The organism is Rhizobium sp. OAE497 (assembly GCF_040546565.1).
In the GTDB taxonomy this organism is placed as follows: Bacteria; Pseudomonadota; Alphaproteobacteria; order Rhizobiales; family Rhizobiaceae; genus Rhizobium.
On sequence record NZ_JBEPOA010000003.1, the window covers coordinates 744,922 to 764,787 of the forward strand.

The 19,866-nt window shown below is 58.0% G+C and carries 20 protein-coding genes and 2 pseudogenes; 15 read left to right on the top strand and 7 right to left on the bottom strand.

Features of this window, described 5'->3' with window-relative positions:
- Positions 1–90: 90 nt before the first annotated feature.
- The gene (gene groL, locus ABIE40_RS30280; protein WP_199629740.1) at positions 91–1,719 is read right to left on the bottom strand and encodes a chaperonin GroEL; all 1,629 of its coding nucleotides are present in this window, start codon (positions 1,717–1,719) and stop codon (positions 91–93) included.
- Between the two features lie 59 nt (positions 1,720–1,778).
- Positions 1,779–2,093: a co-chaperone GroES gene (groES, locus tag ABIE40_RS30285; protein WP_112719009.1), complete on the bottom strand. Its 315-nt coding sequence runs from the start codon at positions 2,091–2,093 to the stop codon at positions 1,779–1,781.
- A gap of 273 nt (positions 2,094–2,366) precedes the next feature.
- Here groES and ABIE40_RS30290 point away from each other — a divergent pair, with 273 nt between their 5' ends.
- The 10 genes and pseudogenes from ABIE40_RS30290 to ABIE40_RS30330 all read left to right on the top strand — a co-directional run bounded on the left by ABIE40_RS30290 (position 2,367) and on the right by ABIE40_RS30330 (position 7,599).
- Positions 2,367–2,639, top strand: coding sequence for an usg protein (locus tag ABIE40_RS30290; RefSeq protein WP_199629739.1), 273 nt, complete (start codon positions 2,367–2,369; stop codon positions 2,637–2,639).
- 136 nt (positions 2,640–2,775) lie between these two features.
- Positions 2,776–2,963, top strand: a pseudogene (locus tag ABIE40_RS31115) (hypothetical protein); the annotation flags it as partial.
- Positions 2,964–3,262: 299 nt separating this feature from the next.
- Positions 3,263–3,736, top strand: a complete 474-nt coding sequence (locus ABIE40_RS30295; RefSeq protein ID WP_148194587.1) for an Hsp20 family protein — start codon at positions 3,263–3,265, stop codon at positions 3,734–3,736.
- A gap of 73 nt (positions 3,737–3,809) precedes the next feature.
- Entirely contained in the window at positions 3,810–4,109 is a 300-nt protein-coding gene (locus ABIE40_RS30300) for a DUF982 domain-containing protein (protein ID WP_148194588.1), read from the top strand.
- 12 nt (positions 4,110–4,121) lie between these two features.
- Positions 4,122–4,397: a hypothetical protein gene (locus ABIE40_RS30305; protein ID WP_210341253.1), complete on the top strand. Its 276-nt coding sequence runs from the start codon at positions 4,122–4,124 to the stop codon at positions 4,395–4,397.
- Positions 4,398–5,161: 764 nt separating this feature from the next.
- A complete protein-coding gene (locus tag ABIE40_RS30310; RefSeq protein ID WP_162708743.1) occupies positions 5,162–5,371 on the top strand; it encodes a cold-shock protein in 210 nt (69 codons plus the stop codon).
- Between the two features lie 121 nt (positions 5,372–5,492).
- Entirely contained in the window at positions 5,493–5,720 is a 228-nt protein-coding gene (locus ABIE40_RS30315) for a hypothetical protein (RefSeq protein ID WP_112719053.1), read from the top strand.
- A 27-nt stretch (positions 5,721–5,747) separates the two neighbouring features.
- Positions 5,748–6,128 (top strand): DUF6481 family protein, encoded by a 381-nt coding sequence (locus ABIE40_RS30320; RefSeq protein ID WP_112719003.1) that lies wholly within the window; start codon positions 5,748–5,750, stop codon positions 6,126–6,128.
- Positions 6,129–6,194: 66 nt separating this feature from the next.
- Positions 6,195–6,470 (top strand): hypothetical protein, encoded by a 276-nt coding sequence (locus ABIE40_RS30325; protein ID WP_112719002.1) that lies wholly within the window; start codon positions 6,195–6,197, stop codon positions 6,468–6,470.
- 136 nt (positions 6,471–6,606) lie between these two features.
- Positions 6,607–7,599 (top strand): sensor histidine kinase, encoded by a 993-nt coding sequence (locus tag ABIE40_RS30330; RefSeq protein ID WP_112719001.1) that lies wholly within the window; start codon positions 6,607–6,609, stop codon positions 7,597–7,599.
- 130 nt (positions 7,600–7,729) lie between these two features.
- Here ABIE40_RS30330 and ABIE40_RS30335 read toward each other — a convergent pair whose 3' ends face one another.
- Complete coding sequence (locus ABIE40_RS30335) at positions 7,730–8,728, bottom strand: sensor histidine kinase (RefSeq protein ID WP_112719000.1); 999 nt, start codon at positions 8,726–8,728, stop codon at positions 7,730–7,732.
- Between the two features lie 158 nt (positions 8,729–8,886).
- Here ABIE40_RS30335 and ABIE40_RS30340 point away from each other — a divergent pair, with 158 nt between their 5' ends.
- The 4 genes from ABIE40_RS30340 to ABIE40_RS30355 all read left to right on the top strand — a co-directional run bounded on the left by ABIE40_RS30340 (position 8,887) and on the right by ABIE40_RS30355 (position 14,629).
- Entirely contained in the window at positions 8,887–12,006 is a 3,120-nt protein-coding gene (locus ABIE40_RS30340) for a response regulator (RefSeq protein ID WP_148194624.1), read from the top strand.
- A gap of 424 nt (positions 12,007–12,430) precedes the next feature.
- Positions 12,431–12,823, top strand: a complete 393-nt coding sequence (locus tag ABIE40_RS30345; protein WP_246777682.1) for a hypothetical protein — start codon at positions 12,431–12,433, stop codon at positions 12,821–12,823.
- Positions 12,824–13,083: 260 nt separating this feature from the next.
- Complete coding sequence (locus ABIE40_RS30350; RefSeq protein WP_354541248.1) at positions 13,084–14,010, top strand: SDR family NAD(P)-dependent oxidoreductase; 927 nt, start codon at positions 13,084–13,086, stop codon at positions 14,008–14,010.
- Positions 14,011–14,083: 73 nt separating this feature from the next.
- Positions 14,084–14,629: a response regulator transcription factor gene (locus tag ABIE40_RS30355; protein WP_112718997.1), complete on the top strand. Its 546-nt coding sequence runs from the start codon at positions 14,084–14,086 to the stop codon at positions 14,627–14,629.
- A 251-nt stretch (positions 14,630–14,880) separates the two neighbouring features.
- On the opposite strand, the gene ABIE40_RS30360 is transcribed toward ABIE40_RS30355, so the two are convergent.
- Complete coding sequence (locus ABIE40_RS30360) at positions 14,881–16,701, bottom strand: ABC transporter ATP-binding protein/permease (protein ID WP_199629799.1); 1,821 nt, start codon at positions 16,699–16,701, stop codon at positions 14,881–14,883.
- Between the two features lie 498 nt (positions 16,702–17,199).
- Positions 17,200–17,643 carry a PRC-barrel domain-containing protein gene (locus tag ABIE40_RS30365; protein WP_199629738.1) on the bottom strand — a complete coding sequence of 148 codons (444 nt, stop codon included), beginning with the start codon at positions 17,641–17,643 and terminating at the stop codon, positions 17,200–17,202.
- Between the two features lie 164 nt (positions 17,644–17,807).
- On the opposite strand from ABIE40_RS30365, the gene ABIE40_RS30370 reads away from it, so the two are divergent.
- Positions 17,808–18,140, top strand: a complete 333-nt coding sequence (locus ABIE40_RS30370) for a hypothetical protein (protein WP_199629737.1) — start codon at positions 17,808–17,810, stop codon at positions 18,138–18,140.
- 34 nt (positions 18,141–18,174) lie between these two features.
- Here the strand turns inward: ABIE40_RS30370 and ABIE40_RS30375 are convergent, their stop codons facing one another.
- On the bottom strand, positions 18,175–19,422 hold the full coding sequence (locus ABIE40_RS30375) for an arsenic transporter (protein WP_199629736.1): 1,248 nt from the start codon (positions 19,420–19,422) through the stop codon (positions 18,175–18,177).
- A gap of 19 nt (positions 19,423–19,441) precedes the next feature.
- A pseudogene (locus ABIE40_RS30380) lies at positions 19,442–19,655 on the bottom strand (efflux RND transporter permease subunit); the annotation flags it as partial.
- Positions 19,656–19,866: the final 211 nt, after the last annotated feature.

Sequence of the window (19,866 nt, forward strand, 5' to 3'; positions counted from 1 at the left end):
TAGACGTGCATCGTCTCTTGAAATCGGTTCTATCATGACAACCGCTCGCTAGTACCCGCCCCTGGGAAGGGGCGGGCTGGCCTTTGGAGACTAGAAATCCATGCCGCCACCGGCGGGCAGAGCAGGCGCGGCTTCCTTTCTGGGCTTTTCAGCGATCATCGCTTCTGTTGTTACCAGAAGTCCTGCAACCGAAGCCGCATCCTGGAGTGCGGTGCGAACAACCTTGGCGGGGTCGATGACACCTTGCGCGTAAAGGTCGCCATAATCGCCGGTTTGAGCGTTCCAACCGAACGACGGCTCGTTCTTTTCACGCAGCTTGCCGACCACGATCGAGCCTTCGGCACCGGCGTTTTCGGCTATCTGCCGTACGGGGGCCTCGATCGCCCGGCGAACGATGTCAATCCCGACCCGCTGATCGTCGTTGGCCGTGGGCAGACCCTCAAGCGCCTTTGCCGCGCGCAGCAGCGCAACGCCGCCGCCGGGCAGAATGCCTTCCTCGACCGCCGCGCGCGTTGCATGTAAGGCATCGTCCACTCGGTCCTTCTTTTCCTTCACCTCGACCTCCGTCGAGCCTCCGACACGGATGACAGCGACGCCACCCGCGAGTTTTGCCAGGCGCTCCTGCAGCTTTTCGCGGTCATAATCGGATGTCGTCTCCTCGATCTGCGCGCGGATCTGGGCGACGCGGCCATCGATCTCGGACTTCGAGCCGACGCCATCGATGATGGTCGTGTTTTCCTTCTCGATCGCGACCTTCTTGGCTCGGCCGAGCATGTCGAGCGTGACGTTTTCAAGCTTGATGCCGAGGTCTTCGGAAATGACAGTGCCGCCTGTGAGGATGGCAATGTCTTCAAGCATCGCCTTGCGGCGATCGCCAAAGCCTGGCGCCTTGACGGCAGCAATTTTGAGCCCGCCACGCAGCTTGTTGACGACGAGTGTCGCAAGTGCCTCGCCTTCGACGTCTTCGGCAATGATCAGCAACGGTTTGCCGGACTGAACGACCGCTTCCAGGACTGGCAGGAGAGCCTGTAGATTCGAGAGCTTCTTCTCATGGATGAGGATATAGGGATCCTCCAGCTCGACGCGCATCTTGTCCTGATTGGTGACGAAATACGGGCTGAGGTAACCGCGATCGAACTGCATGCCTTCGACCACTTCGAGCTCGGTCTCGGCGGTCTTGGCCTCCTCGACGGTAATGACGCCCTCATTGCCGACTTTCTCCATCGCCTCGGCGAGGTACTGGCCGATCTCGGCGTCGCCGTTTGCAGAAATGGTGCCGACCTGAGCGATTTCGGAATTGCTGGTGATTTTGCGGGCGTTGACCTTTAGCTCCTTGACCACGGCGTCGACGGCAAGATCGATGCCGCGCTTGAGATCCATCGGGTTCAAACCCGACGCCACAGCCTTGGCGCCTTCCTTGACGATTGCCTGCGCAAGCACTGTTGCTGTGGTCGTGCCGTCGCCGGCCAGATCATTGGTCTTCGACGCCACCTCGCGCAACATCTGTGCGCCCATGTTCTCGAACTTGTCTTCGAGCTCGATTTCCTTGGCCACCGAAACGCCGTCCTTGGTAATGCGCGGGGCGCCGTAGGACTTGTCGATAACCACATTGCGACCTTTAGGGCCGAGCGTCACCTTGACGGCGTTGGCAAGAATATCGACCCCACGCAACATGCGCTCACGGGCATCGGTATTGAATTTGACTTCTTTCGCAGCCATGTCTTCACTCCTTCAATAGGCAGCTTTTTGACTGATATCGTTCGCCTGACAGCCAGCGGTCAGGCGGCTTTCTTCTGTTCGACCTCGGCCTCGATAACGCCAAGAACGTCGCTTTCCTTCATGATCAGCAGGTCTTCGCCGTTGATCTTGATCTCGGTACCCGACCATTTGCCAAACAGGATGCGATCACCCGCCTTGACGTCGAGCGCCTGAATCTCGCCCGCGTCATTGCGCGCGCCGCCGCCGACGGCAACAACCTCGCCCTCTTGGGGTTTTTCCTTGGCGGTATCGGGTATGATGATGCCGCCTTTGGTTTTTTCCTGGCTCTCGATGCGGCGCACGAGAATGCGATCATGAAGCGGTCGGAACGACATGTTTTCCTCCATTGAGCAAAAATAATGACGTTGAACCCGGACCGGACCGGATGACAGTCAGGGCGGGTGCGAACCTCAACCCGAGCGTTCGCGCGAAAAATTTATTTTCGAGATTTTTTGATTTCAAGTAGGTGGCGACAAAAAATTAGCACTCACCCCACGTGGCTGCTAACAAAATGAAATCTAACGATAAAATATGGATTATGGGTGAGGTGCGTTGATCGCAGCGCCGTTTTGCGCCACCATGATCACGCAGAAAAATGGAGCTTCGCTATGCAGTTTTCATCGGATCTGGACCGCCAGCTCAATGGTTACGGGCTAACCACCGCACACATCCTCTATCGTATCCCCGACTTTGTGTCCGTCCTGCAGACCTACGTCTGGCAAGACTATGATCAGGCTCCCGACTTTCCGGTGATGCGCAGGTTCCTTCATTTCTGGGAGGCATCGCTCGATGGAGCGCTGCATTCGGTCCGTTACAGCCATCAGAGGCTGGTCGGGCCAAACGAATGGCGGCGCGTTGATGGCGAGTTCAAGCTAAACTGACCCTGAAAGAGCTTTGCTGCTCATTCTAGCTCGTGTGCGACCCAACTGCCGGGCCCGCTAGCGATCGGTCGTTGCTTGGCTTTGGTCGTCCTGAAATCCTGTATGGAATGCGCGTCCCTGCTGGCAAACCTCGGTTCTTGTGGGCAGTTCAGAGACCATCGGCACCGCGGTGAATGCGCAGTGACGCCTCAAAGCCTGCCATCTTGACGCGCCCTGGCTTCCCTCGCACATCGAGCAGCGTGAAGAGCGGCTCGTACGCCAGGGCAACGATGAGGTCGATGTTTTGCCAATGCGGCGCAAGGCTCGCTCGACGCTACCATCCTTTAAAACAATCCGCACAAGGCCCTCTTAAGTGCCGCAACGCTCTCTAGCATTGGTCGTGACGGACACATCAGCGGCGCAGGGACGCACGCACAGAAACTATAAATTGCCGATGGTGGGCATTCCGGGAAGAGCCAATCTCATGCGGAACCTTAAATCGCAAATTTTCTTTTTTGCCGGTCTTGAAACCGCAAATCTTGAAACCAAATCGTTTGGCGCCAGCTGCTGGAACGGAGCTGGCCTTGCTAGGGGCGCCACTTAGAGCGCTCCCGTACCCATGTTGCTTCAAGGAGGATATGGCTATGGCAACATCTTACGACTACGCACCGTTGTTCCGATCGACCGTCGGCTTTGACCGGCTTTTCGATCTTCTTGAAAACGCCCAGCGCGCCCGCTCGACGAGCGATTGGCCACCTTATGATATCGTCAAGACCGGCGATGACAGCTACCGTATCTCGATTGCGGTTGCCGGCTTTGCAGACGGCGATCTCGATATCACCTTCCAGTCAAATCTCCTGACGGTGACTGGCAAGAAGCAGGAAGGCTCTGGCGAAGCCTACCTTCATCGCGGGATCTCCGGCCGATCCTTTGAGCATCGTTTCGAGCTTGCTGACCATGTCAGGGTGGACGGCGCCGATTTGAGCAATGGTCTATTGTCGATTGATCTTGTTCGAGAAATCCCGGAGGCGCTGAAACCGCGCAAGATTGCAATCGAGAGTTCACCTGCGTCGAACACACGCGGCCGCCCTCAGATCGAAGGGCAGAAGGCGGCGTGATCAAGCCCGCTTGGAAAGCAGGCGCCACCGCGGTGGCGCCTCTCAACGCAAAGGGTTTGGAAGGAGACGAACAATGAAACCCGATATGTTTAGACAGCCGATCACGATCTTGGTCGGCTTGGGCTTTCCCGCCGAAATACGCGGCGCGATGGATGCTTACCGCTACCTTGCTGAGTGGCCCGCCTCGTTCAGAGATACGGCTCACTCCGTTGCTCTGAAGGCGTGTCAAGCGGTCCTTCGCGGTGAGATCGAGGCCGAGACCGCCCGTGGTCTGTTCACGGCATTTGCGGAGAAACATGATCTGATGGCGCCCGAAGCCTCGGCGATTGCAGCATTGCGCAGGCGCGGCGATCGCGATCCGCATGTTCAGTGAGGTGTTGCCGTGATGAACACAGTCTTGCAGCAGGCAGTCGACAATGTCGTGTCGATGGGACCGGCGGTATTGATGCAGGGCATGCAACTCGCCCGTCCGATGGATGTCGTAAGATCCCACTCGCTTTCGCTCGATGACAGGCGCACCATCCTGGCGGCCTGGGCCTCAGATCTCTACGCGGTGGTTTCGAAACCGGCTCTCCGGCACTTGCCCGGAACGCCTGAACCAGTATCGATCGACGAGATCCAGTCAGCGCTCAAGGAACTTGACCGCCAGGACGGATCCTGAGGTGCAGTCAGCCACGAAACACGTCAAGCCGTTGAGAGAGCGTTCATTCCCTCATTGCGACGCCCAGATCGCCACGTGTCGCGACAGGCGGGCCACGGTGAGAGCGTTAAAGGATTGCAACGAAAGAGCTGGCGCGGAATTGCGCCAGCCAGGTGTCTCCGAGATGGTCGGAACATGTTGTGTTTGCTGCCGGCAGGTAACGGTATCGTCTGCGATCGCGTTGCGCCGAAACCTGCGGGACACATCCCGGGGGCGCATTGTCATGATCCAGCCGCGCCAGCCTCAGGCGCCGCGATACGGCGATGGCCTTTCAAGCCCGCTTGCGTCTGAAGATCAGATGACGATTGGGTCATCACTGGATCGGGCGAATAAGCCCCGGGTAAGTCTTCCGCATGAAGGTCATGCTTGATCATCATTGCCGTACCGTCACACCTTGAACCGTCTAGCATTGTAAGGGCACTTGGCGCCCGGCCAAGCCAGCGGAATTGCAGACGCTCAAACGAACTGTCACCCGGCCACGGCCGGCTCGCATGGCTGCCACTGATGCAATCTTAAGATGCAATGCAGTTAAATCGAGAACTAAACGTTGACGCGATGCGTTCCTTGCTCTATCTATTGGTTCATCGATCTTTTGCTTGCCGAGCTTTGTTCACCGCGCGATTTGCAACGCGCCCTAAGCGAACTTTTCTTTCAAAAATAGTCGGTTTTCACCTGCGCGGCATCGGCTTCGCAGTTCTTCACTCTATGCTTTGAAAGGGTTTATCATGACCACTGGCACCGTAAAATGGTTCAACACCACCAAAGGCTTCGGCTTCATCCAGCCTGACAATGGCGACGCTGACGCGTTCGTCCATATCTCGGCAGTCGAGCGCGCGGGAATGCGCGAGCTGGTCGAAGGCCAGAAGATCGGCTTCGAGCTGGAGCGCGACAGGAAGTCGGGCAAGATGTCGGCCGTCAATCTTCAGGCCGCGTGAATTGAAACATGCTTCCCTTTGACCACGGATGTACTGGCACTGCCGGAAGCTGTTTCGTTGAGGCCGGGCGTCACGCCTGGCCTTTTTATTTTCGGCGGAGCGCCGGATGATCGAGGTTCTAATGACAGAAACATACAGTAAGTCCCGCCAGCGCGCTGAAAATGCCTTCAGTGCCATGCAGACGCAGGCCCAGTTCTTCGCCAAGAACCATGCGGCAGAGGAACTGGAAGCCGTCGCTCAGGCAAGGGACGCAAAGACGCAGAGGCTGAGGGAGGCCCGTCTTGCCAAGGAGTCTGAAGAGCGCATGGCGGCTACCGCGGTTAACACCGCAGGTGTGAAGTCACGCTGATTTTCTACGAAGAGACATGAGACCAGAATGAAGAACGCCAAGAATACAGACATCGTCGATCGCCGGGCTGCATCCGCCGCCGCGAAGACAGATCTTCTCAATGCCTATCGCGCAGCCCAGGCTGCGGCAGCACCTTCCAAGCTCGAAAGGCAGGCCGAACGAATGGCTGTCGCGACTGCGCGCGAAGAGCGGCGCGTCGAACGGGAGCGCCTCAAGCTTGAGGAACAGGAGCGGACCAGGAACGAGATGGCAGCGCATCAGGCCGCACTCGAGGCTGCAGCTGTTGCCGAAAACCAGGCGAAAGAAGCCGCCGAAAACGCGCGCATCGCGCGGGTGATCGAAGACGAGGCCGCACGAAAGGCTGAGCGCGACCGGCGTTACGCCAACCGCAAGGCAAGGCAGGCCTAGTTTTCGGACCCGCCCGGACCATCAGCGCGCGGCGTCATGCTTGGCCCATCAACCGAAAGGCAACCTATGGCACCGGACACGAACGAACTTCAGGCAATCAACACGGCCTGGCAGATAGCTATTCAGGAGATCTTGCGGATGGTCATCCGCGATATGTACCGAGCCGGCGGCGAGTCCCACTTCAAGGAACAGATCGCGCGCATCGAAGAAGCCGCGGTCGACAGCATTCATACCGATCTCAGGCTGAGAGGAACGAATGAGTGGACGGAAGTTCTCGTCAAAGAACGGGCAAGCAATTTCGTGACCACACTGCTCACCTCATTTACTTACGACCGTGCCTGAACGTGGAGCAGAACCAAGCGATTTTTTTGTGCGGGCGCGATGCGTTGATTGAACTTTTTTATGGCTCGCGAGGTTGATCTGTCAGGCGACTGCCTAAATCACGGTAGCGCAATTCATAAAAGGTCATCGGTCGTCCATGGAAGAGCACAGCGCAGAACGCCTTGCAGCCATCGTAGAATCGTCGTTCGACGCCATCATCAGCAAGGATCTTTCAGGCATTATCGTAAGCTGGAACAAGGCTGCCGAAGGCATGTTCGGTTATACGGAAAGTGAGGCCATCGGAAAGCCGATTTATCTCATAATTCCCGATGACAGGCGCGATGAGGAAGCCGATATTCTGCGTCGGCTGAAGCTGGGGGAGCGGATAGAGCCCTTTCAAACGACGCGACGCTCCCGAGACGGACGGATCGTGCCGATTTCCATTACAATCTCGCCGATCAAAAGCCGGGACGGTATACTTGTCGGTGCATCGAGTATCGCGCGGGACATTTCAGAAACGCGCGAGACCGACCGGCGGCTTCGCCTGCTCATGCGGGAAATCAATCATCGCGTCAAAAATCAGTATGCCGTCGTTCTTGCTGTCATAAGGCAGACGGCGACACGCTCGCGGTCGATCGAAGATTTCGAGAAACGAGTTCGAGAGCGCATTATGGCGCTATCGCATTCTCATGACCTGCTCTCCCATGTTGACTGGGCTGGTGTCAGCCTTGCTGATCTCGTGACGCATCAGCTCAAGTCCTTTGAGGATCTGCAACCAGTCCAGGTGGCCGGCCCCGAGATAGTGCTGGATGCCAATGCCGTTCTCAATCTCGGCATGGCCTTTCACGAACTGATCATGAATGCGATGCGTTTCGGGGTAACGGATGCCGGAAGCATATCTGTGAGATGGTGCCTGATCGGTTCTGAAAGTGGGGATGTTCTCGAACTCGTTTGGTCCGAGCCGGCGGCGGCCTATGCTGATCTGCTCGCGCAAGAAGAGGGCTTCGGAGCTCTCGTTCTCGCCAAGCTGGTGCCCTCGGCTCTGTCTGGTCAGGCGGAATGGAGTTTCACCGACGGGCTGATTGTCTGGAAGCTTAAGGCGCCGCTGGCACGAATCCAGGTTGGGCTGGGTTCGCCGGCACATCTGTAATGATCGTTGGCGCGATCGAGCGATGGTTCGTGCGGGACGGCTGGTGGTATCGCTGACAGCCTAGTCGTCACGAGCCGATAGCGACGAATCCGGATCAATCTTCAAAAAGGACGCGAACGGGGCTGCCGGGCTAAACCGTGAGGTGAGCTTCTCTCATTCTCAGCGTTACCACGACACCTCCCTCTATCCAGTTGTAGTCGATCGAACCAGCAAGTTGACCGGAAATGGTTCGCTGCAGGAGCCTGCTGCCATATCCCTCTGCCGACACCGGTGTCGAGGTTCGATTGGCTCCGCTTTCCGTCCAGACGATTTCGACCTCGTCATCGTTGACGCGGCCGGATATGTCCAGCAGGCCGGCATCATTCGACAGCGCGCCGTATTTTAGGGAATTTGTTGCCAGCTCATGAACGACAAGGGCAAGGCTTGTCGCGGCCTTTTCCCCGATGCCCATGCGCGGGACAGCCACACGGATGCGTCCCGCAAAGGCACCGACGTCGTCATAGGGCGCCAAGATTACGCTGAACAGATCCCCCAGCAGAGCCGCGTTGCCCTGCCCATTCGGCAGAGGCCGAACGAGCTCGTGGGCTCGGCCAAGCGCAGTCAGGCGTTGTGTCAGCTGCTTTGCCATCTCCTCCTTGGTCTCGGCGGACCGCGACGTAATGTTCGTCAGACCGGCTGCTAGGGCCAGCAAGTTCTTCACGCGATGGCTCATCTCGCCCGCGAGAAGCTCATGACCCTCCTCGGCCTGCTTGCGACCTGTCACGTCCAGAAAGATGCCCGTCATTTTCTTCGTGGCGGCATCGCCGTCGTTCCCCTGGCCCCTAGCGGAAATCCAACGGACATCGGATGCATCGGTTAGAATGCGGAAATCAATTTCAAAGGCACCGTCGATGGCACGAGTCGCTACGAAGGCAGCTCTGACCCGATCGCGGTCGGCGGGATGGACCTTGGCGGAAAGGTGTTCGAAGGTAAGTTGCTCTGTTGCAGCGATGTCCCAGAGCTCGTAGGCCTTGGCATCCATAACGAACGTGTCATCATCCACCATCCAGCTCCAGAGTGCGACGCCGGCCGACTTGATCGCCAGCCTGAGTTCATTCGCGCTCCATTCCGGCTGCGACCCTTCACCCATCTTAGATCTCTTCCTGCAAAAAAACTTGGCCTTCAGAACTAGCGGGCTGGACAAGCGTTATCAATGGCCTAAGTCGGTCCTGCAATAGTCTGCCGGGAAATGTGATGAATACACAAGCTCTTGACCGATACTCGGACATATTCGTCGGTGACGGCGAAATGGCGCGAATGATGCGCCAGCATGATTGGGCGAGCAGCTCGCTTGGACCGCCCGACCAATGGCCGGAAGCGCTGAAGGTCGCCTTGCGGTTATTGCTGACGTCGAAGTTCGAGATGTGGCTCGGCTGGGGACCTGAGATCGCATTTTTCTATAATGATGCCTACCGGCCAACGCTTGGAAACAAGCATCCCAATTCGCTTGCCGTACCCACCAAAATTCTCTGGGCGGAAATCTGGGACGATATCAAAGGGCGCCTGGAGACCGTTTATGAGACCGGGCAGTCGACCTGGGACCGCGCTTTGTTGCTTCTGCTCGAACGCAGCGGTTATTCTGAAGAAACCTATCACACGTTCTCCTACAGCCCGTTAATTGGCGACAGCGGCAAGGTTGAGGGTGTGTTCTGCGCGGTGGCCGAGGAGACCGAGAGGGTCATCGGCGAAAGACGTATCTCGACGATGCGAGCGCTGGCTTCGGGACTTGCAGCTGCCGACACTCAGCGAGAGGTCGTCGAAGCGTCCTTCTCCGCTCTCGCAGGAAATCTTCAGGATCTTCCGTTCAGTGCACTTTATTTCTTCGATGAGCATGGCAACGCCAGACGGCAATGGATAAGTGGCGGGTCGGATGACCATCCTTTGTTGCCCTGCATCGTCACGGGCGGTTCCGGGCTTTGGAATTTAAAACGCGCTTGGACAGATCAAGTGGTGGATCTGGTTGACCTGACAGAAGCCGATAGTGTTCCATCCGGACCATGGCCAAGGGCGCCCGAGAAGGCGGCTATCGTTCCCCTGATCGGCCAGGGCGGGGACAATCCCAAGGGCGTACTCATCAGCGGCCTCAACTATCACCGCGCGATCAGCGACGAGTATGTCGATTTCCTGAAGCTGATCGCGGGGCAGATTGCGTCTCGCCTGGCAAGCGCTGAAGCCTTCGAAACCGAGCGCCGGCGAGCGGAAGCTCTCAGCGAGGCAGCTCAGATGAGGGAGCAGGCGGCAATCGCTCTTGAGCTGCTTAATCGCCAGCTGTCGTCGGAAGTCGAGCTTCGCACCGCCGAGAGAGACCGGATGCGAGAGCTGTTCCAGCAGGCGCCAAGCTTCATGTGCATTTTAAGCGGAGCGGATCACGTCTTCGAACTTGTCAATGATGCTTACCTGCAACTGGTTGGCCCCCGGCAGCTTCTCGGCTTGAGTGTCAAAGACGCGCTTCCAGAGGTTGCTGGACAGGGCTTTATTGAGCTGCTGGATAGCGTGTTCCAGTCGGGCAAGCCCTATATCGGTCGGAACCTGCAGGTATTTTTGCAGCGAGAGGGCGACAAGGAGCCGGACGAACGTTTCATCAACCTGATCTATCAGCCGATCGTTGGGACGGATGGCCAGGTCACAGGGATATTTGTTGATGGCTTCGACGTAACGCACCAGAAGAGGGCGGAGGATCAGCTCCAGAGCCTCAACCATACTCTTGAACAGCGGGTTGAGCAGCGTACGCACGAACTTCGGACCGCACTGCTACAGCTTGAAAAAGAAACCGTGGAACGCGAAACCGCGCAGATGGCGTTGCGCCAGGCGCAAAAGATGGAGGCTCTTGGCAATCTCACGGGCGGTGTTGCACACGACTTCAACAATCTCTTGCAGGTTGTAAGCGGAAACCTTCAGCTCCTCTCCAAGGATGTCGACGGAAACGCGAGGGCGCAGCAGCGTCTGGAAAACGCCTTGTCCGGCGTTGCCCGAGGCGCGAAATTGGCATCCCAACTCCTGGCATTCGGTCGCCGCCAGCCGCTTGAACCGAAGGTCATCAACTGCCGCAAGTTAATCCAGAACATGGACGACATGCTGCGGCGCGCGCTGGGCGAGGAGGTCGAGCTCGAGACCATCGTTTCTGGTGGCTTGTGGAACACCTTGATTGATCCGGGTCAGCTTGAGAACGCGATTCTCAATCTGGCAATCAATGCCAGAGATGCAATGGATGGGCGCGGACGCCTGACAATCGAAACGGCGAACGCGGTGCTTGATGACGATTACGCCCGTGCGCAGGAAGACGTCCGGCCCGGCCAATATGTACTGGTGGCGGTAACAGATACAGGATCGGGGATAGCCGATGATATCATCGACCATGTGCTTGAACCGTTCTTCAGCACAAAGTCAGAAGGCAAGGGAAGCGGCCTTGGATTATCCATGGTTTACGGCTTCCTGAAGCAATCTGGTGGCCATCTCAAGATTTACACCGAAGTCGGTCATGGTACGACGATCAAGCTCTATATGCCGCGAACGATGCAGGTCGAGGACGGCGTGGCGAACCTGAGTGCCATGCCGGTTGAGGGAGGCACTGAGACCATTCTTGTGGTCGAAGACGACGAGGCTGTGCGGGAGACTTCCGTCGCTCTTCTAACCGATCTCGGGTATCGCGTTCTCAAGGCGCATGACGCCCAGTCGGCGTTTGCCATCGTCAATAGCGGGATGCCGATCGATTTGCTGTTCACCGACGTCGTGATGCCGGGGCGTATGCGCAGCACAGAACTCGCCCGCAAGGCAAAGGCAATGTTGCCTAGTCTGGCAGTGCTTTACACCTCAGGATACACGGAAAATTCCATCGTCCACGGTGGCCGGCTGGATGCCGGCGTCGAACTTCTGTCAAAGCCCTATACCCGCGAGGCTCTTGCTCGGAAAATACGACATGTCCTTAGTAATGCCCGCCAGCACCTGATCGCTGTCGAACGGATCGAACGGCAGGAGCAAACGCCTGTACACGGCGAACCGGATCAAGAGGCGGGAGCGACGAGGGTCCTTGTGGTCGAAGATGAGCCGCTGATCCTGATGGCGACCGTCGACATGATTAGCGAGCTCGGCCATACCGTTCATGAAGCCGGCTCGGCTGAAGATGCGCTCGCCGTTCTAGAAGAGGAACAGATCGACATTTTGCTGACTGATGTCGGGCTTCCCGGGATGGCAGGGACGGATCTGGCCAAACGTGTCCGAGAGCGATGGCCAACAGTGCGGATTGTCTTTGCAAGCGGCGATGACAGCGCCAGGGCTGCCTCCGGCATCGAGGATGCATTTCAGCTGGCGAAGCCATTCACGATCGATGGCTTGGCCCTCGTCCTGTCGAAATGTTTGGCCCTCCCGTGATGTCTTGACGACGGATGGTGGCGTCGTGAGGATCGGCGTCGGCGCGCGTGCATGGCCAAATGCATCGCGTATCGGCGCGCAAGATCGTCATGATGAGCGTCTGACAAGTGGACAGGACACCACCGGCAATCACCGCTGGTAACGTCAGCCCGGCGGATCCCGTGCGAGCAAACTTTGGCGACGAGTTGACGCCGTTTTACCTGTGCTGGGTCAGAGACCGCGGCGGGCGAGATTTGTCCTGGAAAGGGCGCCGACATCTTTGAGAGCGCAGGTCATGTCTCGATCGGCGTCCGCGGCTTCGACGAGCGGCTCATTGCAAGCGTAGCTTATCCGACAGTCAAACCTCGAGACGTCTTGGTCTGGAGGAAAGATTGCCTGAGCGATCGCAGGGCGGTGGTCGTCCATCTCAAGCATCATTCAATCGGTGCGACCCACCCCGGACCTTGGTCTGACCGGCGACCGCATTTGGAACAAACAGTCGCCGATCGAATTATCTGTTGGCAGAAACAAGCCTAAGGCACTGGAATTTCAAGGGAATGCTGTGCTGGGTTATCGCTCAAGAGGAGGATTGGATATGGAAGATCGCGGGCCGACAGTTATTAACACAGGCGGTGGCAACGGTGGCTGGGCGGTTGCTGTTGTCCTTGCAGTTGTCGCCATCGGCGCTCTGCTGCTGTTCACCGGAGTAATCGATATTCACGGCGGAAAGGGTGGCGGCGGCACGAGCGTTACTGTCAATGCTCCTGCAGTCGAGGCGCCTGCCGCGGAGAAGCCCGCAGCCTCGCCGGAAAAGCCGGCCGCGCCTGCCGCTCAGTAACGCTGACGATCGACCGGTCCGGCGTCCTCTGGACCGGTCAAAACCTCGTGCGCGAGAATGATGGGACGGCTGACAATCACGGGACGTCGAAGTTTCTGGGACGCTCCATGCCCGTCACCGTAGGGAGCACATATGCAGCAGCGATCGCCGCCATAAGCACTGCGATGGCCGTGCACACCAACGATAGCTTCGTCTTCAGCCTCATAACAGCATTACAAACGAAGACGCCGCCGCCGGGTTCCTTCGTAAGACATCTTTGATTGGTTGCGCCGCATAGCAGCCGCTCGCATGACAGATCAATTTCCGATCATGAGACGAAGGGACGTCAGGTCAGGCGTACCAACCGTCAAGTCAATAATTCTGTGTGGCTGGTCGATCCGCGCACTTTCCACAACCGTATAGCGCATATCGAGAAGGCCTCCGTCGATGAGACCATCGAGCACCGCGAGACATCGGCGACCTTACATGCAGTGAGAGGGCAATCCGTGTTTTCCATGCGTTCGCTTCCCGAAGGATATGCTTCGATTGTCATAGGCGCTTCGGGAGGAATTGGTTCTGCAATTGCCGAAGCGATCCGTCAGGATCCGAGGGCTGGCGAAATCGTCAGGTTGTCTCGATCGGATGATGGGCTGGAAGTCGAGAAGGAGTGGACGGTGAAGGCGCATGCCGCCACCCTCGGCGCACGGACCTTCCACCTGATGATCTGCGCCACAGGAGCTCTCACCATCGATGGCCACGGTCCGGAAAAGGCCATCCGGCAGATCGATCATGACATTATGGCAAAGCAGTTCTCGACCAACGCCATCGGGCCAGCGATTGTGCTCAAACACTTTATGCCGCTGCTGCCGCGAAAGGAGCGCTCTCTCTTTGTCGTCCTTTCTGCGAGGGTCGGATCGATCGGCGACAACAGACTGGGCGGATGGATCTCGTATCGAAGCGCAAAGGCAGCCCTCAATCAGATAGTCAAAACCACGTCTATCGAACTGTCGCGGACGAAGCCACATGCCATCCTCGTCGCTATTCACCCCGGTACGGTCGCCACGACACTGACGGAGCCATTTTCGGGCGGCCACGAGCGACAAGCGCCGGATCGCGCCTCAAGGCTGATACTTCAGACCGCAGACGGTCTCACGTCTGCACAAAATGGTGGGTTCTTCGCCTATGACGGCAGCGCGATTGCCTGGTAGATGCTTTTGCGGCGAAGCGATCCGGGAGGGTGATCTCACCGTAATAGCGGGGTAGCTGAAACGGAGGGTTAGGATGACCCAAGCCGAGGAACCGAAGGCACGTTTTCTGATCGTCGACGATGATAAGGTCTTCGCGCAGAGGCTTGCACTTGCTCTGTCCAACCGAGGCTTCCGTGCCGCGACCGCTACGTGTCTCGATGCTGCCTACGCCGCCTTGTCTGCCCGTGATTTCGACGTCCTGATCACCGATTTGCGGATCGGTGATGAAAGCGGCCTCGACTTGGTCACGGCGATGCAAAGAGAATTCCCGTTGTCGAAAATCCTGGTCCTGACCGGTTATGGAAGTGTTCCGGCTGCCGTGACTGCCGTCAAGCTGGGCGCGACTGAATTTTTGAGCAAGCCGGCGGATGCCGATGAGATTCTCGAAGTTCTGGGTTTCACCAGACCGACTGCAGAGCGCACTGACGTCCCGCTGACCTCGCCGCAACTGATGCGCTGGGAACACATCAACAGCGTCTTCGAGGCGACGGGGAAAAACGTCTCGATGACCGCCAGGCAATTGAACATGCATCGCCGTACGCTGCAGCGCCTGCTGGCGAGAGGGCGGCCGCAGAACTGATCTAAGGACGATCTCGAACGTAACAGCAAAGTCCGCCGAGCCGCCAACGGCGGATACGCGCGTTTGCGCGATGCGTCGCTCGTGCTGCGACGCGGGACCGGCCGCTCCGCCCTCCTGCGGCCGGTCCCCCTTGCTGCCGCGACTGCAGGGGCCGTGTGGCGGAGATCGATCCCTGGCAGTTTGCTTATGATGGCACCCGCGCGCTCCCGGCTGGCTTTGGGACGCCGGCACATGCAGTCAAGCCTTGCTGCCTAAGGGACCTTCTTCAGTTTGCGAGAATATTTGGTGAGCTTGGTCAGGACGTTGCGTTGTTTTCGGTAGGGTGCTAGATCGACGTCGCTGACGAGCCTCGCTCCGCCCTCGCGCTTCTCAAGTGTGATCTTGCGGCTATGGAAGGCTTCCAGTTCGGCGCGGTGGGCAACGCTTACGATTGTCGCGTCCGGCAGCTCGTCGATCAGCATTTCCATGATCTTGTCCTGTGTCTTTTCGTCAAGCGCCGAGGTTGCCTCATCAAGCACGATAATGTCGGGGTCGTTGAGCAGCAGGCGCGCGAAGGCTAGCCGCTGCTTTTCGCCGCCGGACAAGGTGTGGTCCCACGGAGCATCTTCTTCGATTTTCTCGATCAAATGACCCAGTCCGACTTTCTCTAGAGCGGTTTGCAATTCGTCTTCCGTATGGCTGTCCGCGGGCTGCGGGTAGGATACGGCACGTCGGAGCGTGCCCGAGGGGATGTAAGGCCGTTGCGGCAACATGAATAGCTGCTTGCCGGGATGGAAATTGACGCTGCCTCCGCCCCACGGCCACAGGCCTGCGATCGCTCGCACCAGGGTGCTTTTTCCTGATCCCGACTCTCCGGCGACCAGCACGCGTTCACCCGGTCCGACTTCGACCTGCGTCTCTTTGACGACAGCGGTTCCGTCTCCGAGCGCGACCGAGACGTCGTTCAAGCTGAGCATGGTCTCGCCTTCGGTCTCGCCGTGCTTGATCCGATCCAGGGATTGGCTCTTTTCAGCGTTCTCTAACCCATCCAGCGACATCATCAACGACGCCACGCGCCGGGCACTGGCGTTCCAGTCGGCAAGCCGCGGGTAGTTGTCGACCAGCCACCCAAACGCACTTTGGACGATGGTGAAGGCCGACGCTGCCTGCATGACCTGCCCAAGCGTCATGCTGCCATCGAGAAATTTGGGTGCACACAGCAGCACCGGGACCACCGGCGCGATCAGCATGGAGCCGTGCGAAACAAGCGTTGTGCGCATATGCTGATGGGCGAGCAGCCGCCACTGTTGGCGCACACTGGCGAATGTTTTGTCGAGATCGTTGCGCTCTTCTTCCTCGCCACCCAAAAGGGCTATACTCTCACCATTCTCGCGTACACGGGTCAGGGTATACCTAAATTCCGCTTCGACCTGATTTTTTGCTTCGGAGACACGAACGAACCGCCTTCCGATAAATGTGATCGAACCGGAAGTTACGAGCGCGTAGATAACCGCTGTCACGACGAGAAAGCCCGGAATCGTGATGGTCATCCCCGCAATAGGCAGGCGCAAGGCGCCGCCTATCGTCCATAGCACGACGATAAAGGTGGACGCCGAGACGAACGCAGCGATCACGCCGGCGACAAAGTCGACGGGGGATTCGGTAGCGATGCGCATATCTTCCGAAAGCCGCGCTTCCGGGTTCTGGTGATCGCCGCCGATAAGATTGAGCTGGTAATAACGCCCGTTTGCCAACCAGCGAGCAATCAGCGCTTTCGTAAGCCAGGATCGCCAGCGTCGTTGTATGAGCATGCGCACGTAAACCTGGATGGTGACGACTGCGACGCACCCCAGAACGAGCGGCGGAAACACCGCCCCAAGAAAGTAGACTGTCGACGCATTGCGCTGCTCAATGGCGTCGAAGAGGCCACGGTTCCAGACATTGATCCCATACTGGAAGGCAACGTTGATGGCTATGAGGAGGAGGAGACCAATCGATGAGGCCCAGGCCAGCCGGTCTCCGTTGCGACCCCAGTACTCGCGGCCACTGATCCAGAAACGCCGAAGCAGATACGCTTTGCGCGCGTCTTCCATCTGCTCGGGGGTCAAACGGGTCTCAGCCTCATGCGCTTCTTTGGCCGGCGTTTTTTCCAATGTCGATCCCTCCCGTTTGGTCGATGCTCAGGCTCGGGTGCGGTCCGAGCCAGCTCCCTAGCGAAATGCACCGTTTGTCGTCGCTGCGACGTCCCGCAGCTTATCAAAAGTGCGAAATGCCTGCATAAAGATGTGGTTGTATTAGGCTCGGCCGGTCACGCACACGCCACAGGGTCGTTGAGCCAGGACCGATCCAACGGCCGCTAGCGGCTATAAGCGGTCTGGCAATCCTGTGTTGCGATACCCCAATGCGGCCGTGTTTGGTGGGGAACCCGCGGCTTAAATGCCAATAAGGGCGCGCCTTCGAACCTATTGCGAGCCCTTTTCATTATTCCTTTACCATTTTCCGCAACTCTAATAGCGTCACGGGGTTGAGATATCGTGGCGCTATTCGGGGCACGCCTGATTTTCGCGTAGCGTGCCCCACTTCCTAAAACATCACTTTTTCAGCTTCGAATAGTCGAACTTCGGAGCCTTAGACAGATCGTCCTTGTTGGTGTCCACGTAAGCCTTCCAAGTGCCGTTATCGTCTGCCAGGGCCAGCGATGCCGGATCGATGACGATGTAGCTTTCACCAATACCGAGAAAACCACCGACGCTCGCCACCACGCCAATTACCGATTTGCCGTCACCAATGACGATATCGGAAATTTCGCCGACGTCCTCGTTCGCCTTGTTGTAGATCTCCACGCCGATCAGTTTGGACGTTACAATGTCGGCATCTTTGATCTCGACATATTTCAGCGGCGTGGTCGCCGCCTTGCCCATGGTGATACCAGGGCCAGCCATCATCGCATCCGCGCCCGGGGCAACGGTCTGCTGCGCGAAGGCGGCGCCTGCGGAGAGGATCGAGAGGGCGGCGGCGATAGGGATAAGCTTCATGAACACTCCTATGAAAAATGCGCTCAGGTCGACGCCTGGCGCCCATAAACGGTGTTCCGTCGGAAAGCGTTCCACGGCGCGGGAACGATTGATCGCGTCGACGCATTTATGCGTTGCCGGACTGAAAATCTCGTGCGCTGGCAGATTTTACGCAAGGAGATAAGATGCTTGAAAGACTGTTTGCCACGTTCACGATCTGCCTGATTGCGTCAGGCGCCTCAGCCCAGTCCGTGACAGATCCTGCTGTCGATGCGTGCAGGTCAACTGGTCTGCTGGCGTTGCGCGAGCGCGCTCCCGATATCACCGATCTTGTTCTCGACATGGAAAGCATTGCCGTCAGTAAAGCTGACACCCGTGTCGAGGACGTTCCAGTCAAGACAGTGGTCCTCGGTGAGGCGTATATCGCCCGAAAAGATAAGACTGGCGCGCCGGACCGGTTTGTGTGCCTGCTTGGTGAAAAAGGCAAGGTTCTTTTGACGTTCTTTACGGCCCAATAAGGGTTGCCTTCAGATCAACGGCATCGCCAGCTTTCTAAAGCGCAGCCAGCGAAGCAATCAGCGCCGGGATCATCACGACCGCCCCCACCTTTAGAAAGGTATACGCGCTTACGGTGATGCCTTCGCGTCGGAGAGCAGACAACCATAGTATGGTTGCCAGTGATCCGGTGACCGAGAGATTGGGGCCGAGGTCGACGCCGACGAGAACCGCCCCCGCCAGCCGGTCGGAAAGATGGGCTGCATTGACAACGCCGCCAGCGAACAATCCGACCGGCAAATTGTTTGCGAGGTTTGACAGGAAGGCCAAGCCGATGCCTGTGATCGCTACTGCCTGCCACTCAGAATCGGCACTGATCGCCGTCAACTCGCTTGCAAGGGAAGCGGTCATCCCGGTCTGATTGATAGCCTCTACCACGACAAAAAGTCCAGCCACCAGGAGAATAACACTCCAGTCCATCGCGCGGACGATGCCGGTTGGATTTTGCCGGGCAACAGTAAGAACGATGAGCGTGGTGACCGTGGCCGCGATAAAGGTGGGCAGCCCCAAGTCCAGATGTGCAGCCGATGCTCCAACGAGGACAAAGGCGGTTGCAACGAGGCCGATGCCCGCAAGCCTCGCCGGAAATGATAATGCAGGTGTCGGAATATCGGCGGCCAAGGTCTCCGACAACAATGCCCTGCGCTGCATGACGTAGAGCGCCACAAACGTTATCAGGATTGCCGCAATCGACGGAGCGAAAAACGTCGCCAGCCAGCGGCCCAGTGAGGGCATTTCGCCACCAGCGAAGATAACGAGGTTTGCGGGGTTGGAAATTGGCAGGATAAAACTCGCGGCATTTGCAATGAAGGCGCAGATGAACAGATAAGGCAACGGGTTGTTGACCTTGGCGGCCCGGCAAGCGGCGTAAACGGCGGGTGTCAGGACAACGGCGGTCGCATCGTTGGACAAAAGAGCTGTTACGACCACTCCGACGGCGTAGATAAGCGCAAACAGCTTTTTCGGCGACCCCTTGGCGCGGGATGTGGCAATTGCCGCGACCCAGTCGAAAAGTCCTTCTCTGCGAGCAAGTTCGGACAGCAGCATCATGCCGATCAGGAACAGGTAAACATCGGTTCCCTTTGCCACGCCCGCCCAGATTTCCGCCAGATTGAGGATACCAAGGACAAGGATCAATCCTGCGCCCAGGACGGCCCAGACGGCTTCAGGTAGCCGGAAAGGGCGAATGACGACGCCAGCCGCAGTTCCTGCAGCAATTGTAAGGGTAAGAGCTGATTGATTCATATGCATTCCGGAGTGTATCTCAGTGCGCGATCTGCGCCGGTTCTTCGTTGACCTCGGCCCAGTTCGACCGGCGTAAATGGTCGAGCAAGAGGTAGATCACGGGCGTCGTGTACAGTGTCAGCAACTGGCTGACCAGCAGGCCGCCAACGATTGCGTTGCCGAGCGGCTGGCGCAGTTCCGATCCCACTCCGTGCCCGATAGCAAGGGGCAGGGCCTCCAAGCAAGGCTGCCATCGCGCCGTGGCCGGGATCGCAGGCTGTTCGTCCGCCATCAAGGGACAGGTCATCAGGACAAGCATGGTGAAGGTAGTCAGCGCGCAGCCGAGCTTGCCCGGTGCGGCAAGAGCCAAGGATTTGATCATGCCCGCCACTCCGTGAAAGACGCCGATAAACGCACGCCGACGATATAGGTTTCATCGGCGCGCGCCGGGTCATAGTCCGCCCT

Excerpts from the sequence above, each read along its gene's own strand:
- ABIE40_RS30365 (WP_199629738.1), bottom strand. The coding sequence starts at position 17,643 with ATGAAGCTTATCCCTATCGCCGCCGCCCTCTCGATCCTCTCCGCAGGC.
- ABIE40_RS30310 (WP_162708743.1), top strand. The coding sequence starts at position 5,162 with ATGACCACTGGCACCGTAAAATGGTTCAACACCACCAAAGGCTTCGGC.
- ABIE40_RS30340 (WP_148194624.1), top strand. The coding sequence starts at position 8,887 with ATGGCGCGAATGATGCGCCAGCATGATTGGGCGAGCAGCTCGCTTGGA.
- ABIE40_RS30300 (WP_148194588.1), top strand. The coding sequence starts at position 3,810 with ATGAAACCCGATATGTTTAGACAGCCGATCACGATCTTGGTCGGCTTG.
- ABIE40_RS30375 (WP_199629736.1), bottom strand. The coding sequence starts at position 19,422 with ATGAATCAATCAGCTCTTACCCTTACAATTGCTGCAGGAACTGCGGCT.
- ABIE40_RS30315 (WP_112719053.1), top strand. The coding sequence starts at position 5,493 with ATGACAGAAACATACAGTAAGTCCCGCCAGCGCGCTGAAAATGCCTTC.
- ABIE40_RS30290 (WP_199629739.1), top strand. The coding sequence starts at position 2,367 with ATGCAGTTTTCATCGGATCTGGACCGCCAGCTCAATGGTTACGGGCTA.
- ABIE40_RS30330 (WP_112719001.1), top strand. The coding sequence starts at position 6,607 with ATGGAAGAGCACAGCGCAGAACGCCTTGCAGCCATCGTAGAATCGTCG.
- ABIE40_RS30320 (WP_112719003.1), top strand. The coding sequence starts at position 5,748 with ATGAAGAACGCCAAGAATACAGACATCGTCGATCGCCGGGCTGCATCC.
- ABIE40_RS30355 (WP_112718997.1), top strand. The coding sequence starts at position 14,084 with ATGACCCAAGCCGAGGAACCGAAGGCACGTTTTCTGATCGTCGACGAT.
- groES (WP_112719009.1), bottom strand. The coding sequence starts at position 2,093 with ATGTCGTTCCGACCGCTTCATGATCGCATTCTCGTGCGCCGCATCGAG.
- ABIE40_RS30370 (WP_199629737.1), top strand. The coding sequence starts at position 17,808 with ATGCTTGAAAGACTGTTTGCCACGTTCACGATCTGCCTGATTGCGTCA.
- ABIE40_RS30325 (WP_112719002.1), top strand. The coding sequence starts at position 6,195 with ATGGCACCGGACACGAACGAACTTCAGGCAATCAACACGGCCTGGCAG.
- groL (WP_199629740.1), bottom strand. The coding sequence starts at position 1,719 with ATGGCTGCGAAAGAAGTCAAATTCAATACCGATGCCCGTGAGCGCATG.
- ABIE40_RS30335 (WP_112719000.1), bottom strand. The coding sequence starts at position 8,728 with ATGGGTGAAGGGTCGCAGCCGGAATGGAGCGCGAATGAACTCAGGCTG.
- ABIE40_RS30305 (WP_210341253.1), top strand. The coding sequence starts at position 4,122 with ATGAACACAGTCTTGCAGCAGGCAGTCGACAATGTCGTGTCGATGGGA.
- ABIE40_RS30360 (WP_199629799.1), bottom strand. The coding sequence starts at position 16,701 with ATGGAAGACGCGCGCAAAGCGTATCTGCTTCGGCGTTTCTGGATCAGT.
- ABIE40_RS30295 (WP_148194587.1), top strand. The coding sequence starts at position 3,263 with ATGGCAACATCTTACGACTACGCACCGTTGTTCCGATCGACCGTCGGC.